General features: G+C 39.3%; 10 protein-coding genes. All 10 read left to right on the forward strand.

Going from position 1 to position 20,067, the window contains the following annotated elements; translation table 11 throughout:
• The first annotated feature begins 71 nt into the window (after positions 1-71).
• The 10 genes from P4S61_RS03490 (at position 72) to P4S61_RS03535 (ending at position 19,944) form a co-directional block, all read left to right on the forward strand.
• Positions 72-1,985 carry a hypothetical protein gene (locus P4S61_RS03490; RefSeq protein ID WP_337117774.1) on the forward strand — a complete coding sequence of 638 codons (1,914 nt, stop codon included), beginning with the start codon at positions 72-74 and terminating at the stop codon, positions 1,983-1,985.
• Positions 1,978-5,094 carry a poly-gamma-glutamate biosynthesis protein PgsC/CapC gene (locus P4S61_RS03495; RefSeq protein WP_337117775.1) on the forward strand — a complete coding sequence of 1,039 codons (3,117 nt, stop codon included), beginning with the start codon at positions 1,978-1,980 and terminating at the stop codon, positions 5,092-5,094. The genes P4S61_RS03490 and P4S61_RS03495 overlap by 8 nt, the downstream gene beginning before the upstream one ends.
• Entirely contained in the window at positions 5,081-7,354 is a 2,274-nt protein-coding gene (locus P4S61_RS03500) for a hypothetical protein (protein ID WP_337117776.1), read from the forward strand. Before P4S61_RS03495 ends, P4S61_RS03500 begins: the two co-directional genes overlap by 14 nt.
• Positions 7,338-8,108 (forward strand): hypothetical protein, encoded by a 771-nt coding sequence (locus P4S61_RS03505; protein WP_337117777.1) that lies wholly within the window; start codon positions 7,338-7,340, stop codon positions 8,106-8,108. Before P4S61_RS03500 ends, P4S61_RS03505 begins: the two co-directional genes overlap by 17 nt.
• The gene (locus P4S61_RS03510) at positions 8,093-12,433 is read left to right on the forward strand and encodes a hypothetical protein (RefSeq protein WP_337117778.1); all 4,341 of its coding nucleotides are present in this window, start codon (positions 8,093-8,095) and stop codon (positions 12,431-12,433) included. The genes P4S61_RS03505 and P4S61_RS03510 overlap by 16 nt, the downstream gene beginning before the upstream one ends.
• Before the next feature lies 1 nt (position 12,434).
• A complete protein-coding gene (locus tag P4S61_RS03515; protein ID WP_337117779.1) occupies positions 12,435-13,922 on the forward strand; it encodes a hypothetical protein in 1,488 nt (495 codons plus the stop codon).
• Positions 13,906-15,204 carry a hypothetical protein gene (locus tag P4S61_RS03520; RefSeq protein ID WP_337117780.1) on the forward strand — a complete coding sequence of 433 codons (1,299 nt, stop codon included), beginning with the start codon at positions 13,906-13,908 and terminating at the stop codon, positions 15,202-15,204. Before P4S61_RS03515 ends, P4S61_RS03520 begins: the two co-directional genes overlap by 17 nt.
• Positions 15,143-16,549: a hypothetical protein gene (locus P4S61_RS03525; RefSeq protein ID WP_337117781.1), complete on the forward strand. Its 1,407-nt coding sequence runs from the start codon at positions 15,143-15,145 to the stop codon at positions 16,547-16,549. The genes P4S61_RS03520 and P4S61_RS03525 overlap by 62 nt, the downstream gene beginning before the upstream one ends.
• A gap of 313 nt (positions 16,550-16,862) precedes the next feature.
• Complete coding sequence (locus P4S61_RS03530) at positions 16,863-18,077, forward strand: DUF642 domain-containing protein (RefSeq protein ID WP_145237339.1); 1,215 nt, start codon at positions 16,863-16,865, stop codon at positions 18,075-18,077.
• A 436-nt stretch (positions 18,078-18,513) separates the two neighbouring features.
• Positions 18,514-19,944, forward strand: a complete 1,431-nt coding sequence (locus P4S61_RS03535; RefSeq protein ID WP_145237342.1) for a peptide MFS transporter — start codon at positions 18,514-18,516, stop codon at positions 19,942-19,944.
• Positions 19,945-20,067: the final 123 nt, after the last annotated feature.

A 20,067-nucleotide genomic window follows, 5' to 3' on the forward strand; every position in this document is an offset into this window, starting at 1 on the left:
TTTAAACAACAGTTTTTTTACTTAAACGCCAGCGTTCTTTTTGGCTTACTATTTGCCTGTTTATCATTGTGGTGATCTCAAATTCATTATCACTGTTTAATTCATCAAATGCCTTTTTCTATAGCCGTTTAGCAAATCTTACACAAAGCCAGCAAAGCAATGTTGTGATCATTGAAAGTGAGCATTTAAGTCGCGAACATAATGAACTAGTACAACAACTATTAAGCTATCAACCAAAAGCAGTATTGGTTTTTGCTAATGAACAACTAACAGTAAATAAAACCTTGACGGACATGGCACAAAACACTGTTTTTTACCCACACCCTAAAAATGACTACTGTCTACCACATATAAACGATTGGTCTGGCTACAATGTTGAATTAGCCGCTATGGCTGACAGCTCATGTCTGGCAATTTGGCCGGCACTGTTTAACGACCTTGATAGTAGCAAAAGTGTATTGCTTAACTTCGCTTTAGCCCCTTCTGCACTGCCAAAGTTTTCAGCTGAACGGCTGATGACAATGGACATTATGGCCAGCCAGTTACAAAACAAAATCATTATTCTCGGTCAACATAATGCTGGTTTAGGGGTAAAACTTAATGCGCCTAAATTAACCCAGACATCAAACTATTTATTACTTACTGCTTATATTGCCGATACACTTGATAAGCAAAGCAGCATATCGCTACTGACACTATGGCAAAGCACCCTACTGCTGCTTAGTATTTCTTTACTACTGCTGTTCGCTTTTCAAAAATTATCAATTAGTTACAGTATCGTAATTGCAGTGCTAACAAGTATATGTTGGTTTGGCTTAGGGTATTTTATTTTAGTGTTTCAGCATTTATTTTTACCCGTTGGCCAGATGACCATTTTTACCTTTATTACACTAGTGTGGGTAATATTGGTTAGAAAACTCAACGAAGACAGGGAGCTCACTAGCCTAATTGGGAATATTCAACAGAAAATGGCTGGGCGCTATTTACCAAAGTCATTTATTTCTCAAAGCTCGCCTTGGGATGCGATTATTCGCCTGGTAACTCAACAACTTGCTTTGAATAAATCGATATTTTTAGCGCGTAAAGAAGGCGATCACCGACTAACCGAAATAAGAGCCGTCAATTGCCACCTTAGTGATATTAAAGAAATGCGCCGCGATTATAAGCGCGCGCCATATTCAGATGCTTTAAAAGAATTTGGTGTTGTGCCAATTTTGCGCCCATTTTTTAATGAGCTAAGTGACGGTGAGCTGCAATATATAGTGCCATTGATCTATGCCGGTGATGTGCGTGGTTTTTGGGCAATGACAGTAATGCCTGATGCACAATTTAACAAACAAGCATTTGAGCGCAATGTAAATGCCTTTGCCGGACAAGTGGGTGAATTACTGTTCCATTATCGAATTATTGAATCACAAAATAATGCTAATGATAGCGCCCTATCTCAACTACTCACTTTGAAATTACAAGAACCGCTCAGCCAGCAAGTGAAAACGTCGATAGCGGAAATGGAACAAAAGCTAACGACCTTAGAGCATGTGTTTAATAATGTTCGCTCTGCGACTGTATTATTTAATTTATTTGGTCAAGTGGTGCAAATAAACAAATCGTTAGAAAAACTAGCTGCGCAGCATCAATTCTCTATTTTTGATATGACAGCATTGGATTTGCTCTGCTTAGTTACTGATTTAGATACTGAAACCGCGAAAGGTAAATTACGCTTTATCACCTTACAAAAAGGCGATATTTATCTTCAAGCTAAGCTTGATGAAAATACCTATATACTCAATGTTCGAGCAATGGATGCAAGTCATCTACAAAATGCATCTGGCGAGCCATTTCAGGTTTCAGGTATTTTATTTGAGTTTATTGATATTGCGTTTTTTATTGAGCAAATGCCCAACAGCAAACAACTGTGTGATTCATTATGCAAACAACAGCAATTTTACGCTCAAAACTTGATGGAGCCATCAACTAGTGGGTGATTTTATTTTACAATTGTTTCCAGCAGGTGGTGGCTTAGGTCAATCGGTGATCACCACTGTATGGATAGGCATTACTGTTGTTTGTTTGTTAAATTTACGATTTGGTTTTCCGCTTACTGGGCTTGTTGTGCCTGGTTATTTAGTGCCACTACTTATTGTTAGCCCAACCTCAGCCGCCGTTATCTTAATTGAAGCGGTAGTAGTGTATGGCCTAATGCTCTTTAGCGCTAAGTACGTAATGCAAAAATTTGGCTACGCCGAGATGTTTGGTCGTGACCGCTTTTTTGCCATTATCTTGATCAGTATTTTAGTGCGTGTAGTCATGGATACTTTGTTTTGGCCATTGATTGCTAACGTGCTCAGCGGTTGGGATATAACCTTTGATTATTCATCACAGCTTTATTCCCTGGGGTTAGTTATTATCGCCCTCACTGCCAACGTGATGTGGAATGGTGGCTTTAAGTACGGCATGAAAGTTACCATTGTTCAGCTACTAATTACTTTCTTATTAGTTCGTTTTGCACTCATGCCAATGACTAACTTTAGCATCGCCAATTTAGCAATTATGTATGAAGCGGTTGCCGCATCAATTATAGCGGCACCAAAAGCCTATATTATTTTGGTGATCACTGCGTTTATTGCGTCGCGTGCCAATATTAAATATGGCTGGGAATTTAATGGCATTATGCTACCCGCATTATTGGCGCTGCAGCTTATGCAGCCAACTAAATTGCTCACATCCTTTGCAGAAACAGCCATTATACTGATCATTGGTGCTTCGCTATTAAACTTTACGCGGTTACGTAATGCCAATATTGAAGGTGCAAGATTATTGCTATTTTTCTTCAATATCGGTTTTATCTATAAGTTATTTTTAAATTATTTTGTGGTGCACTACTACCCTGAAATAAAAGTTACCGATACCTTTGCTTTTGGTTATATGCTGTCTACGCTTTTAGCATTAAAAATATATCAAAAAAGCGCACTAGGCTTAGTGATCCGAGCCACCTTTCAAACTTCAATCCTAGGCGGTGCGTTAGCCATTGTGATCGGCTTTATTATCATGTTTATCCCTTCTTTATTTGTTACAACTGACATTAAAGAATTGCAAAGCACAAACAAAGTCAGCGCTCTTGGTCAACAGATCAGTGAATATAAAAGCTACCTTTATACGAGCAATAAAGGACAACTAGACATCAGCAGTTATCAAGCTAGTCAGGACAAAAATAACTTTAAACAAGCGATTTATGAAATTAATAAAGCCCCTAATTCAATAGAAAACTTACTGCTGAATAAACAGCGCTTAGCTAAACTTGATTTTCAATTGCAATTTGATGATAGTTATATTTACATTCGCGATGCTAGAAAAACCTCGCAACGCGGGTTATTTGTTATTTCTCGAAAACCAAGCGCAGATTTCATAGTCACGGTACCATTTCCCACTTCAGAAAGTTTAGCTAGCGACTCTGCGGGGCTTATATTTTCACACTTTGACAGTCGTGCCTTAGTATTTGGTACCAGTGCTACACCAACGACGGAATTAACTCATAATAATAAACAAAGTCCTTATTATTTAGCATTTATTGAAGCGCTGGGGCTTGAGCAACTATTTCAAGTACGGGAAGTTAACAATCGCACAAATCGTTTGTTAATCAAAACCCCTGTCGGCGCAACAAGTCAGTATTGGATTTACAATCAGTTACCAAGCTCACTCAGCCAACGTTTGATCCAACAGCTATTAGGACATCAAGAGACTTTTTTTGGTCAAGCAACCAATAGCTCTTTACCTGCAGCAAATTTTAATGGCCAGCTGTTTGAAGTGTTTTTAAATAGTGATAACTACACTACGTTATTAGCTAACATATCTCGTGATGAAAGTAATAACGAGGACAACGCAATTAGCTATGCAACGCAGAGCCTGAATGAAGTGATTGAGCTATTTGCTGACAACATTACCGCTAAAGGCAGTGGCGCTTATAAACCATTAACGGCAAATCAAGCTGCCTTGTGGGAATTTGAAATATTACACCCTCTATACCGTTTAAAAACTAAGCTGACGGATCAAGATGTAGATGAGAATATAATCAATCAACTAAATCAAATTAATGCCACAGCCAGACTAATGGGCTATCAGCTAACATTACTCAATAACGCGCAAGGTCGCTTTTTACTTATCGCCCCTTTCGTTGATGGGGCTGCAATAGCCTATGGTCAAGGTTTCTATGTCATCAATCTGACATCAAGTACCCAACTTAATATTGAAGTACCGCGACCATTATTTGAAAGTAATACCTTAAAGTTTGCCACTGAACTATTTGTAAATAGCCGGGCAGAGCATTTACTGATCGCCGGTGCCCATCCTTATGCGCATCCACAAGCGAATGTATTATTACCCAATAACGTTGATTCATTATTTAATGTGGTTCATCAAAGCTATTTACGGTTTGCACAAAATAATGCCATTTTAAACTTACAAATTCGTAGTCACAGTGCACCATCATGGATCAGACCCACCGCCCTAGCTTTTGAATATACGCAATCAAATAACGCCCACCAGCATCTTTTACAAACACTTAATCACAGTTTGCAAGATTTGGCTGTTGATTACCAAGTTGTGCAAGGCCAAACCGCGACAAGAGGTTTAGAGCTTGGTACGTCGCCGCAATCTGGCTATCAAATATTTGCTCCCCACAGCGAACTAGCAACCCTGTGGCTTGCATCTGATTTTAAACAGCAATTTTCTGTTAACCAGCAAAGTCTTTTACAACGCTTGCTCGCGATTTCAGCGCAACCAACAATTAAAGTAATGAATATAACCACATTATCGCCTGCCAATTGGCAAGCTGTAAGTTCACAGCAGCAAAGTCATTTTTTAAAAACGATTGAGCGTTATGCCAGCACGCAACGCTTGACGGCACTGGCACAACTATGTAAACCATTCGCTAACTGTGAATTACAAACAATTGAATTTGAAGGCCGCCAAGAGTATGCCCTCGCGATCAGACAAAAAGGTAAGCTGTTGGCAATTTTTAATCCGATAACAAACCGTCTCACTGACCAAAACCGTTTTAACACTATGATGATTGAGGGATCGTATGCAATTTATTAAACGACTCTTAAAAATACTCATATTGCTCCTAATACTTACTGGGCTTAGTTTTGCGCTGTTTAGTTTTTATCTGTGGATACAGTCAGCTGAACCTATAACTAGCCGTTCGGATGAAGAGACACGCTCTAACGTTCAATGGCTAAGCACTGAAAAACCATTGATTTTTTCGTTTTCTAGCACTAGAACACACTCGATCCGAGTATTATCAAATGCGATATTTTCTGAACCACAGGATTTAGATAAACCGATAAACTATGCCATTGAATACGCATTCTTAAATGAAAAAAAACAAGTAATTAGTAGTCATGTCTATCACCATGCGTCAAAACTAACACCTCCCGACAATGAGCAACAAATAAAGCAAATTATTGAAAATCGGCAAGCTTTACAGGTCTCATCTGGGCAATCTTTTTATATCAGCCCAGAACAATTAAAGAACGTTACCAGCGTATCATTAAAGTTAATTAGCGAAGATAGCCAAGTTATGGGAGTTGTAGTGCGAGTCCATGCTAAAACACATAACGATAATGATGATAAATACAGCGCGTGGCTCAAGTTACCATTAGAGCGAAGAGAGCGAAGCAGCGCATATCACAGTATTGGGGTTAATGCGTTATCAACCACAGAAATAAACAATGCAGTTACCTATTCATGGCTAAAACTTGCTCCACAAGGTATTCCTGGGATCGACTTTAAAGCCGACATTTTATATGAAACGCTGCCCTACAATGTTGTTACTTATGACTTTGCGCAGCAACAACTTAATTTAAATGACTATTACACCGATGCGACACTGTGTGCGAGCATTGAACTAAAACAGTCAGATTCGCTTATTTTCAGTCTGGACAAATCAGCTGAAATCAATTTAACTTGGTATGATTTAAGTCAGTTTATTGCACCACATACTGTGCTTTATCGCGCAAATACAGCGCAGCCACTGAGCTTTATTACCGAGCCATTAGATATTGGTTTAGTAACTATATGCAGCACCGAGCCACTGTTAAGTAATTGGTCTTTTAGCTCACTACAACCGTTAACGACCGCACAAGATGGTTACTATCAAATAAGTAACTTATTAAATGCTCGCTTCACACTTGAAGGAAGTAGCGATATTAACATCGATCTCAGATCATCTAGTCGAGGTCATGCTACTGTGATTGTTTATGATCAAAATAATCAGCCAATTGATACCTTTACTATTTCTTATGACGATGAATTATCTGAATTTGATCGAGTTATTCTAGATTCCACACAACGAGAAAAAATCCCTAAAGCAAATAGCTTTTATTTACGTCTTAACGAACGTGCAGCGGCATTGGTAATTACAACTGAGCAACCGACTCTTGTACGTGTCAAATCACGTAATAGCCAGTTTAACTATCAACGTACGGTATGCCATACGCAATGTATTGAAGATCCAAACTTTCATGATATTGCCGCTTGGTATGAGCAACAAGCTGATAACCATTACGACTTTACTGAACAAGATAGTTACGTCAATATCCGAGTTTTCCAAGAGCCACCAGAGATCCTAATTAAAGACAGTTTCTATCAATCAAGAGAGCTGTTTAAACAATTACCGATCTCTAATGTCGCATTGGTCAATAGCCCAACAAAATATTTTACCCCAGTTACTGAGCCGAGCCCTTATAACTTTGCACCATTGCAAAATAAGCATCTGCTGCAAGCGGCGACTAATGCGCCAAGTACAGATCCAGGCAGTGTGGTTTATCAAAAAAACAACAAAACAGCCAGAGAAGTAAATTTAGTAGACACTGACTTTGAACAACTGGCAAGTATTGAAAAAAATGCCCAACACATTTATCAAAACTGGCAAGGGCAACGCCCGTGGCTCAAACAACGGTTGTATAAACTTACGGCAAATACGCCACTAAAATTAGCATATCCAACGCAACGCCCGTACAGTGTGGTATTAAAAGCGTACAGCCATTATGCTGAGCAGAGCATTATCCTCGATATTGCTCAACGTGCTAAATACCAAAGTGGCTTAACCCATGATTATAGTATTGCAAACAAGCGCTATGGACTTCAGCCGAGCCGCTTAAGTGATGCCTTTTTGATCCATCCAAAAGACAGTCAACTATTTGCTTACCTGGCAATTACTCAACAGCTCAATGCTGATGTTCGTGCGCTCAACAGTTTAACCATTACAAGCAATAAAACCGTCTGGATCGCAGTATTAGAAGAGTACGCTAACGAAGAAGTAAAAATAAGGTGGTGGAATGATGATGCAAGCTAAACGGTTACTTGCGATAATATTACTGTTATTAACTAGCGCAAGTTACGCTAGTTCGTCATCACAAAATGGTGCCTATGCGGTTACAAAAGCCCAACTAGCGCAATGGCTGAGCACGCAAACAAACTTGGCGCAAGGCAACGAACTAACATCAGCGTTAACTTTAGTAACGAAAGATGAACACGTTATAGCAGGAGAAATAAAATACCAGTCGAGTGGCAGTCAGTGTATTGCCTATGCTCCGCACCGCTATTTTGACAAACACAGCTACCCTATTGCGATGGCTCTATTTACTGAATGTCAGGTTTTCTTAGCCAATACCATACATCGCAATACACTTGCAGCTGATGGACAAAAAAGTGATCTAGGTAAATACCACTACAGTGTTACCAATGCGTTTATTCAAAGCTACGCCAACACAGTCGATCAGTTCGTTATTTATCAGATACACGGCTTTGATCCAAAAAAACGACACACTAAAAAAGCACGCAATAGTGATGTAATAATCAGTCATGGTGCCAAGCCAGCTACAGCTAAATTACAGCAAATAAGCCAGTGTTTAACTGACAAATTACAACTTGCCAGTTATGTATATCCGTTAGAAGTTACAGAGCTTGGCGGCACAAAAAATATTTTAAATAAAATTCTGCCAAGCAATGGCGAATTTTTCCATATTGAATTAAGTGATATATTACGCGAGCAACTTGTTCAACAGCCTACTTTGATGAGTCAATTTAAAATATGCATTACGCTATAACTGCTATTATTTTCAGCCTATTGCTTACTTTGAGCCCACACGGCTTAGCCAGTAATGACAATATTTTGAGTTCGCCTATGTGGCTAAATGTGACACCTAACGTGCATTTAGATAAATCTCAGCAAGCGATGTATTTTGAAGCTAAACAAAGTCGTTATCTTTGGCTGGCAAAAGGTCAATGGCTGGAGCTGGATAGTACAACATTTAATTCGTTTATTTACAGCTCGGGGACCAGTCACCTTGCCCAGCAGAGACTCAATGTGAGTCGCGATTTTATCTGTGAACAAGCCAAGTGTCAGTTACCGATTGCATCATATAACCGCATTTTAAAAATCACCAATCACCTTGATGAAGGTGTAACCTTAACGGCAATGGTCGGTGAAACAAACCGTCACCGTGATAGCTTCCGTCGAGCCGTAAAGCTACCACGAGCGGTAACTCGTTTACAATATGGTCAAAATATTGAGCATTATTATCACTTTAAAGCGGGCGAAAAAGTAAAACTGTACTTTCAACACGCTAAAAAATTAAAACTAACTGTGCGCAAAGATTTACTAAATAAAGATATTAACGGCAAAGTCTATACCTATGTAAATGAGCAACCGATCAGTGTGCTCGGTGTTATTGCCAGTCGCGCCAGCGAGTATAGTGACCAACACATTGGTTTGGCCAATACCGATTACTTAGCAATAGATAAAGGTGAATACCTAACTATACGTAGTGAAACAGACGCTTATATTAAACTTGAGCAAAATCACAGAGCAATTTTTGATGATCAAGCAATAGATAAGCAACAAGAACGTTTGTTTCAACCATATTGGGTTAATAATTTAGACAACACGCTGCGTGCTATCTACTCGCAACACGACTTATCACAGCTAAACAATTCACCTTATCAAAGTGGTGAATTACTTTCGCAACGTCGTTATCAAGATTTACTTAGCACAATTTCATCTCGCGATTTTCTTGTTCCGAAGTCGCAGGATAAAGCGTACTTTAATAGTCAATTTAAGCAGTTTGATAGCTTTAGCGGACTGCGGATGGTTGATGATACTGGCTACCCTGTACTATCAGAGCACTATGCGCAAATACATCAATTAGGCCAGCAACAGCATCAATTTTCTCTAAACAATAAACAGCGCGTGAGAACGACGATAACACTGCATGCGCGCAGCAGTGTCGATAGCCAATTGTTAGTTCGCAGTGGTAACTTAAAATGGCATTTAACCTTGCTAAAAAGCGAAAATTTTGCCGCTTTTGAGTTAAACGTGCCTTTAACAACAACTCAATTAAGCATTCAGAATCTTCAGCAACAGCGCCAACCAATTGAATACGTAATGCAAAGTGATCAATTACTAGATTTACCAAATAATGAATTGCTCTATGCACAAGCAGGTACGCTAAAAGAAAAAAGTAATCTTATTCATAACTTATTGGCCCAGCAAATTAGCCAAATCGGTGATGAGTTTACTGCCGCACTGCTCCCTTATAAACCACTGAAAACAAAAACTGCGGCAATAACTTCCACTGATACTATGCATTGGCAACATCAACTCGGTGAAGCTGAGTATTTAATGGCAGAGCATCCACTTCAGGCACTGCAATTAATTAAAAAATTAGTCAACGTGCCCAATACAGATATTGCAATTAAAGCGTGGCAATTGCGTCTCACTATTTTGATGGCGCAAGGGCGCGACGCTTTAGCCAAAAGCTACCTTGAAGGGCTCTACAAAAGCAGCCAAGAAGTGGCTATCAAATCCTATGCTGGCAATCAGTTGATACAACAATATCAAGCATTAGAGCAAGACTATAAACTGCAAGGTTTATGTGCCAATGCTTTAGATTTATTAGCGCCATGTAGGAACATTTTGATTGCGCTTGCAATCAAACAACAAAAAAACTTACTCGCATTGTGGTTAAGTCATGACTTACCTAATCAAGCGGCATTGCAAACAAGCTTTGCAAAATTAAATTGGCGCGATTACAGCGAAGCAGATATTCAACAGCCCAGCTACGAACTTGATTACCCAGGCACGCAAACGCTTGCCAGCCCAACGGGGTTAATACAAGCACTGGTGGTTAATAAAAGCCAAGCGGTAACATTCAAAGCGCAAAGCCAACCACTCACAATTGCCCTAAGAGCGCGCAGTACCAGTGTTCAAAATGGTCAATATAAAATGAGCTGGTTGTTTGCACAACAGACATCGCAATCATCAAAATCAGCGCAACACACTGTACTGCCAATTTTTTCTGATATTAACTCGCAAACCCTATTACGCAATGATGCTCAACCGCTGTCGATCTCCAGTGACGCGTTGATCACATTACAAGCTGGTGAGTCAGTTCGCTTATATAGTGATCAACAAACATTTATTTCCTATAAAATACTCTCGCAACCATTGACGACGACGTATAATTATCAAAATATGGCAACCCGCTATTTTTGGCAAACACCATTTATGGCGTTGCTATATGACACCGATATCAACATGCAGACGTTATTGAATAATACCTTATTTAAGTTAGCGGATAAAACGCTAACCACCAATGAGTACACGCAAGTTTTAGCGAAAGTAAATGCCCTGAGCTTACCTCCACAACTCGCGCAGTTATTTTCACGTATACAAAGTTATGGCCAGTGGGTTCCTCTACAAGACTATACTGACTTTGCTGGCACGCAACTCATTGCTGTGGATTCTCAAGATGAGAGTAGCTATAGCGACCAATTACTGCGTACCAGTAGCCAAGGCGGTTTTACGCAAGGATTAGTCTTACGCCCACATCATGATTTACATATTGACTTGAGCCAAACCCGCTCAGAACAAATTCGTTTAAACTTTCATTTTTCGGTCGCAGAGTTATCTGCAGCGGCTGACTTATCCCAAGGGAATGTCGCGAACGTTGCAATAAAATTAGCCACATCGGAAAAAGTTTGGTCAATACAACCTGATAAACCAACTGCATTTGGTTTTAATAAAACTGAGCTAACCGATAATGTGCTCTCGTTGCAATGGCTTAATCCTTATTTATCACAAATGATGACAATCAGCGCACAAGAGTACCGTAATGGTCGCTGGTATGACTTACCGCTTAGCAATAACTTGTTATTTTACACTGTTCTGCCAGAGCGGCATTTAATCGCACAATTACCAGCCGATCGCTTAGTTAAGCTCGAGCAAATGCTCCCAAGCAGTATTGTTGGTGAATTTGAACAACGCCTTGAACGCAGCTTTTTCCACCCAGCAGGTAAAATAGAAGTCAGCACCGACAGCATCAAGCACGTTCGCTTATATACTTGGCAATTGAGTGAAAGCAATCATAAAATATCTAATTTTGAAGCCGAGCAAAACAGCTTCGCAAACACCGTAATTTACCAACTGCCCGTTGCTCAGCGTGCCCTGCAAACTGAGGTCGCACAGTTTCATCCAGACGACTTAAGCTGGCAAGCATTTATTAATTATGACCGCCGAGGTATTTTTGAATCTAGCGAAAACGTCCCTATTCGTCATAGTATGGATGTTGGCGCTAGGTTTCGATTAAGTGACGATGAGAATTGGTATCGTCTTGATCTTACTTACTCTTTGAGCGAACAAGATAGCGAACTATTTTCGATTGATGGCTATCATTCTTGGCAAGATCATGACAGTCCTTGGTACGTCGACAGCGCCTTGCAAACCACATGGCAACCAAGTCAAGCAGGCACTGACAGCCAATATGCATTTAATACCTATGTGCAGATTGGTCAGATCTGGCGCATTGATGAAAGTCATCGTCATCAATGGCAAATAAGTCCATTCTACAGCTACAGCAGTGCTAATATTGAAGACTTTTTATTTGATCCTAAACTCAATTCAGACATTTATAATTTTTATCGCGAAGATCACCCGCATGGTTGGCGAGGCGAATATCAATATCGCTATCAACCGTGGGTTGATAGTTACTTTAATTTTCTCGCCGGCAGCACGTCCAATGCCGATTGGACAAGCCTAGATATTTTGCGTTTTGGCGCATCTTGGCATCAATATTATCAAGGGCAAATCTTCCAAGCCGGATTAACCAGTTACTATAAGTTTGCTGATAAACATCGCCCTAATAGCACATGGCAATACATCACCAGTGTAGGTTGGCGAAAACAGCTGCCATTAGGTAACTTTTCACAAGGGTGGATCAAAGTACGTTGGGACCAAGATTGGTTTAGAAATGACCATAACATCAGTCTCGAGTTTTCGACTGGCAATATAGCTGACACCGGTTTTGGTGTTTTCTCTCACGACGAAATTATTTTTGAGTCACTGCAACTCAATCACTTTTTAGAGCAGAATTAATATGGCAAACACCAAGAAAGTTACTCCCTCTAGCGAATTAAAAGATCGCTTAGAACATCTATTGTTTGCTGATATTGCTAATTTTTGGCTGGACCTTTATCGCCAAAAATACCGTCAACTTGTTGATGAACTAGCGCAGTGGGAATTGCTGCAAAATATGCCCGATGGCGAAGATCAGGATATTTGGCTATTGCGCCAAGCAATTGCTTTTTTACGTCATCGCGTAGAACATAAACAGCAAAGTTTACAAAAGTTGGATGCCGGTTATCTGCTTTTTATTGAAAGACTCAGTCATGCAGAAATCAGCGCCGAACGTGAATTCCATATTTTAGATTACGCTCAGCAACTAGGCGCCACGTCTGAACAATTACGCCAAGATAAACTTGCCTTTAATCGTTGGTTTGACGAAGGTGCTGTGATCAACCGTTACCAAGATATAGTCGCTGATATTGAACAAACTCTTAAATTTTTAATTGGAAAGCTTGGCGACTTAAGTAATCGCTATTTAAAAAAATCTTCAAACGATATAGCAAAAGCGTGGCAAACTCTGGACTTAGAGAGCTTCTTTTTACAATTATTAACCAAGACCGATAATGAACATGTAAGAAATGCGCTATACCGTGCCTTGGCGAATCAAGTACAACTGATGCATAACCATGATGGCGATCCAGAGCTAAGTGCAAATTTAATTGAAACCTTAGTATTAGCATTAGAAGAGGTGAATACACCGCATTTAGCCCGTTTGGATATATTAGAAATTTTGATCCATCAACGGCCAACCTACATTCGTGCATTTATGCAGCAGCTGATCCAACAAACTGATCAGTGCCAACTTAATGCTGAAGAACGGTTATTTATTTTAGCTGCGTTACCAAAAATTTTAACCAGCCAGAACACATTGAGCCACTTATGTGAAAACCTGTTAATGCAGTTAGCCGAACACAGTTATCCACGAGTAAGGCAAAGTGTTATAGAGCAAGCTGGTAATTTTTCTATCAGTTTTTTACAAAATTTATTAACCGAACGATTAAAAATAGAAACCGTTGATGCCGTGCGCTTTACGTTAGTTAAACAACTAAGTAGCCCGCGTATAGATACTGACAACTTTACATTCAAACTCTGGTGGCAACTATTAAGTGGTAATGAAAGCTTTGCCATTAAACGTTTAACGTTAGAGCTCACAGCTCGTATGATGCTCAATCAACAATTAGAGACAAACCAACCAAATAGCGTTTTCACAACTTATATCAATTGTTTAAATGAACGATTGCAGAGCGAGCCGGTGCTGGCTATTCGCCGTTTTATCAGCCGTACCAGAGAGCAATTAGTTGCATTTGAGCATCAAAATTTAATGGCTGAGTTAGAGCAAGTATTACCAAACTCTGCAACCCTATCTCAGCTCGATAAAGAATTAGATGAAGAGTTACTTGGTCGCTTACTCAGTCGTAAAGCTCAGCAAAGCGAAGGCTACAATGTTAGTAAAAAATAAATTAACATGGCAGATCCGCAGTGGTTATCGTTATGCGTTTAGGTTGTGGCGTTTTATACATGAATGGCGCAACCCAAGCACAGACAAACGCCAAAGCTTTAATCATAGCAAAGCCCGAAAACCATCTGCCTTTATGCATGTTCCTAGTTGCTCTGTAGCGGAGATAAGCACTACCAATGTTCCTGGCGAACCGTTATTTGATACTGATGAATACTCAGCGCGGCCACATTTACCGTTACCTGACTTCTTACTCTCGGTACTGAGCCAAGACAATTTAAAACAGCCAGCAAAAACCTATACGCCAGATGGTATTTTATTAGTTACCCCGCCAAAGTCATTATTTCAGCGAATTAGCAGTTATATTTGGCTAAGTATTAATATTGATAGTTTAGATACGCAACGTAAAGGTAACGAAATAGAGCAAAACAATTACCTGACAGCACTCAATAAGCACGGTTTTAGTTTTGAATTTAAAGCCTATGGTGAACAACTCGGTTGTACGTTTGATGTAGAGCCAAATATTAGTAAGCTTTATAACAAGCTAAGTTTTTCTCCACTACTGGTAAATATTTGGCTGAATTTTAAAGAGTATCTTTACTCAATCTATCAAAACAGTATTGGTCAGCTTATCTTTTTTGTAGTTGGTTTTATGGTTTATTTTTGGGGACGTCATATTCGCATAAGCCGACGTATAAAAACCGACCGTCAAGCAATTCCAGTCAGTATTGGTGGTTGGGGCACCCGAGGTAAATCTGGCACTGAACGCTTAAAAGCCGCGCTGTTCAGCAGTCTTGCGTTAAAAGTAATAACGAAAACAACGGGCTGCGAAGCAACCCTTATTTATGCTCGCTCCAATGGTGAACAATTTGAAGTGCCTTTATTCCGCCCATTTGATAAAGCCAGTATTTGGGAGCAAAGTGATGTTTTACATTTTGCTAAAAATGTCAAAGCAGATGTCTTTTTATGGGAGTGCATGGGCTTAACACCTCGCTACGTCAAAATACTCAGGCAGTGGATGCAAGATAACTTTTCAACTATTACCAATGCCTATCCTGATCATGAAGATATATTAGGACCAACAGGTATTGATGTGGCTAAAGAAATGGCAAACTTTATCGCCCCCAAAAGTCAGGTTTTTACTAGCGAACAAACCATGTTCCCTATTTTAGATAAAGACGCTACACAAAAAAGCAGTACCTTAATTCAGGCACATTGGGGCGATGGTTATCAAATCACACCCGACATTAGAGCACTTTACCCATATGAAGAGCACACCGGATAATATTGCTTTAGTATGTAAGATGGCAGCCTACATTGGCCTGGAAAAAGACTTTGTATTTAAAGAAACAGCACAGCGTATAGTACCTGACATTGGTGTTTTACAACACTTTAGCCCTGTACCTTTTACACATTTTAGCATGTCATTCGTTAATAGTATGTCAGCCAATGAACGCTTAGCGACCATAGAGAACTGGCGACGCTTAGATTTATTTGGCCTAAGCAAGGATCCAAGTAAACAAACCATCGCCTTGATTAACAACCGAAATGACCGTGTAGCACGTTCAAAAGTGTTTGCCCAGATGCTCGTCGAAGATTTACCGTTTGATAAAATGGTTGTCATTGGTACCAATGTTGATGGCTTTTATAGCTATTACTTGCACGCTTTTGCTGAGCGCTTTGAACGAATAATTAGTAATAATGATTTACAGGAATTAGAATTGTTGTGCTCTCAGCTACACTGCATTAAAGAAGCAGATACAGTTGCCGAAATAATGAATAAAGCACTTGAAGGTAGCTACCAGGCAAAAGAATTTACCGCCTTGAATAATGCAGAGCAATTTACTGATTGGCTCAATGGACAGGCACAAACATTAAGTGAACAGCAGCGGATAAGTTTGCAAGATGTTTTTAATCACTATTTAAGCTATCAACAGATGCGGCCTTTGTTGAGTGATTTAAAAAAGAATCAACATAATTTACAAACAATATTATTGGAATTAGTCAAAAGTAAATGCATATTAATTACTAACTCCAAGGTCACCCCCGATCAATTAACGATCATGCTAACTGCACTTGCGAGGCCTCACTGTCACCAAGTCATCATTGGTATGCAAAACATTAAAGGAGCTGGCTTAGGCTATGTTTATGGCTGGCAACAATGGCAAAAGATTTACGATAGCATAAGTATGCTTTTAGATAACAATTGCTCAGCTGAACAGTTTAAAAAAACCTTAACGCGCTTATCACTGATCAGTACATTTAGTCAGCTTGAGCATGCTTATTTAAGCAGTGCGTTATTAGAGATAAAAAAAATGCATCATGCGCAAAATGAATACAGCCAAGCAGAGCTTGTGCATATTAATGAACGTTTGAATAAACATCAGCAACAGCTAGACAATAAAACCGACAGCCAGCAACAAGGCCCATTAAAAAGATTTGCCATACAAGTGGCTGAATCATTTTTAGATGCTGGGGCTGCTGTTAAACGCAAAAAAATTGCCAACCAAGTTTATAAAGATATCGCAACCCAGCGTATTACTCTTGAAAAAGCTATTACGGTCTTAGGAAAGCTAAATCGCAATCAAAAGCCCGGCTGGTTAACATTTTCAAATAAAGATAATAGCTAAGTTAATCATACCGTAAAAACCTACAAAGCCTTAATTACTAATTAAGGCATACCGACCTAAACAAATGTATTAACTTAATTTTCAACTAAAATTTTAGTTATAAAATAAGTAAAATATTTTCAAAGTAATTACATTTAGCAAGTCACTGTTTGCAAATGAATTTTTTAAAAAAGACAAATAAAGCAGTGAATTATTGCGAAAACGCTCATGTTCAACATTTGACCGAACCCAATATTTATAGCAAAATAGTACCATAAATTGTTAATAAAAATGTTAACAAAAACAAAATGAATTACTTGGTAGGAAAAGTACTATGAAAAACTCATTGTTTAAGCTTGCAACATTACCTTTATTGATCGCTTCAGGCTTTGCAGCAGCATCAACGAACCTAGTAGCAAATGGTTCTTTTGAAAACACTGCAACAATTTCTGGAACATGGGGATTATTAAATCAAGTCTCAGGTTGGCAACGTTCAAACAATGCTAAGTTTGAAATCCAAACCAATAAGCTTGGCCTTATCAAAGCTCAAGATGGCAGCCAGTATTTAGAGTTAGATTCGACAGCTAATTATAGCGTTTCGCAAACATTGAATACTGATGTTGATCATAACTATGAAGTAAGCTTTTATTATTCAGCACGTGTAAGTGGCGATGCAAATACTAATAAAGCAGAAGTATATTGGGATGGTGAGTTACTCGATACGTTAAATTCAACCACCAAAGGCTGGCAAAAGTTTACGTATACTGTAAAAGCAAGTTCAGCAGCAACCGAACTTAAATTTATCGGCGCAGGTAAATCTGATTCATTAGGTGCGTTTATTGATGATGTTAAAGTAACTAGCCAATGTGCATCTGGCTTATACGGTATTAATAACTTCGGTACGAATGAAGAAGGATTTGTTTACTTTTTCAATACTGACACAAACACATACTCTAAAGTAACGGGTTTAAGTAACACGGCATCAAATATTGCATCACATAATGGTGTTTTATATTTCATGGAGCAATTAGATAGCTCGACTAAAGTCTCGCAAATTTTATCACTTGACCTTGCTACGAATGAGCAGGCATTGGTTACATCTGCAACTTCGTACCCGATTTACCGCTCTGCAATGAACGCTGATGGCACAACATTACGTACCACAAGCAAAACATACATGTACGATTTTGACCTAGCTACAGGTGATAAAACAGTACTTGGTAAATTAACTTTCCCTGGTGATTCGTTCGCTGATGGTGATATTGCTTATTCAGCTGATAATAATGTTCTTTACGTTCTTACCGGTAAAGCACTTTATACTATTGACCAAGGTTCAATGGAGTTGTCTTTAATTGGTGAGCATGGTGTTGATCAAGCATCTGGTATCGCAATTGCTGCAGATGGCACAATTTATGTGTCAGGACGTGTAAAAGGCGAGAACGCTAAAATTTACCGATTAGATCAAAATACTGCGGCGGCAACATTCATTATGGATGGCCCTTCACATGTTAATGATTTAACGTTTGTTGATAGTAACTACTGTAACTAATTTACACTGTTAATAAGTCTTTATTTAAAAGGCCGAGTAATTTATTACTCGGCCTTTAGTATTTGTTACGCATTGTGTAACAGCTCCTCAATGCCACCTTATTTACCCGCTATACAAAAAATGAGCAAGTGTCATTTCATTACGCTTATTACCGCAAAGCCCCTTCGTGCCTTACGCTGACGCTTTAAAGCCATCAGTAATCTAACTATCGCAAGCACTTCCCCTGCACTGCCCGTGTATGTATACTTAGGCGCAATTGTAGCTAGGATAAGGGTGTGACTCTTACCCACTAAGCAATCTTAGTGAGCAAACCATTACCTTAGCTGCATTAAAAATAATATTCATGGCCACCCGTTCTGTTTGTGTTGAAAGCACATGAACGACCAAAGCAAAAAATATAAGGCCGCAATAATTAACGTTGAGTTAGGAAGTAAATATGAGTTCATTACCTAAAGCAGGTGATTTTTTAGGGCATCCTAAAGGATTATTTCTGTTGTTCGGCACAGAAATGTGGGAACGATTTGGTTATTACGGCATGCGTGCCATTTTAGTACTTTATCTTGTTGCTATTGTCCAAGACGGTGGTTTTGGTTGGAGTAATGCAGACGCACTAAGCCTTTATGGTACGTTCACAATGGCGGTTTATATCACTCCATTATTTGGTGGTTGGTTAGCTGATAACGTACTTGGTCAACGAAAAGCTATTATCATCGGCGGTCTACTAATGGCTGCTGGCCATTTTACTATGGGTATCCCCCACGATATGTTAGCCGGCCAACAGGAAAACGTATTTTATATCGGTCTTGCTTTATTATGTATGGGTAACGGTTTATTTAAACCTAACATCTCAACTATGGTTGGCGACTTGTATAAAGAGGGTGATCAACGTCGTGATGGCGCCTTCACAATCTTCTATATGGGTATCAACTTAGGTGGTGCGCTTGGTCCACTTGTTGCGGGTTTCGCAGCTGCATCTATGGGTTGGCAATATGGCTTCGTTGTTGCTGGTATTGGTATGTTAATTTCGGTAGCGATGCAAGTAGTACTTAGTAATAAGTACTTAGGTGATATTGGTGTTGTTCCTGCCGCTAAATTAGCGCAATCACAATCAACTTCAAATACCAAAGAGCCGCTCACAAAAGTGGAAACTGACCGTATAAAAGTTATTTTCACTATGAGTGTATTTAGTATCATATTTTGGATGGGTTTTGAGCAAGCCGGTGGCTTGATGAATTTATTCGCTAATGATTACACTGATCGTATGTTGTTCAACTTTGAAATACCAGCGTCTTGGTTCCAATCATTAAACTCAATCTTCATCATTATTTTTGCGCCTATGGTTGCCATAGTATGGTTGAAACTTGATAAACGAGAGCCTAATTCTCCAGTTAAATTTGCCATTGCGTTGATATTCTTAGCGCTTGGCTTTATCACTATGATTTTAGCACTTATGACCCAAGGTCAAGGTGAGCCACTACAGATCAGCATGATGTGGTTAGTATTATTTTACTTATTCCATACCTTGGGTGAATTATGTTTATCGCCGATCGGCTTATCAATGGTGAGTAAACTAGCACCACTGCGTTTAGCATCAATGCTAATGGGAATTTGGTTCCTATGTACTGCTGTTGCGAATAAGATTGCTGGTTTCGTAGGTTCATTCTTAGGTGAAGGCGAAGAAGCGCTTGATAACGCATTAGGCATTTTTATTGGTTTAGGCGCTACTGCTGTTCTCTCTGCTGTGATCATGTACTTACTAAGCGACAAGCTTGTTAAATGGATGCACGGTGCTGAAGGTCAACACGAGCCACAAACACAAGAGCACATTTTAGCTGAAGAGCTTGAAGTAGTTGCTGAAAAACCGTAACGTTGTGTTTATTATCTCCCCACAAGCTATGCCGCTTGTGGGGATTTTAGTTGCTCTATTTATATCGCCATGATTAATTCCTGCCAACCAAACGTCGATTTAAGTTACGATATTAATAAGGCT

This window comes from Pseudoalteromonas sp. B160 (genome assembly GCF_037162485.1).
Lineage (GTDB): Bacteria > Pseudomonadota > Gammaproteobacteria > Enterobacterales > Alteromonadaceae > Pseudoalteromonas > Pseudoalteromonas rhizosphaerae.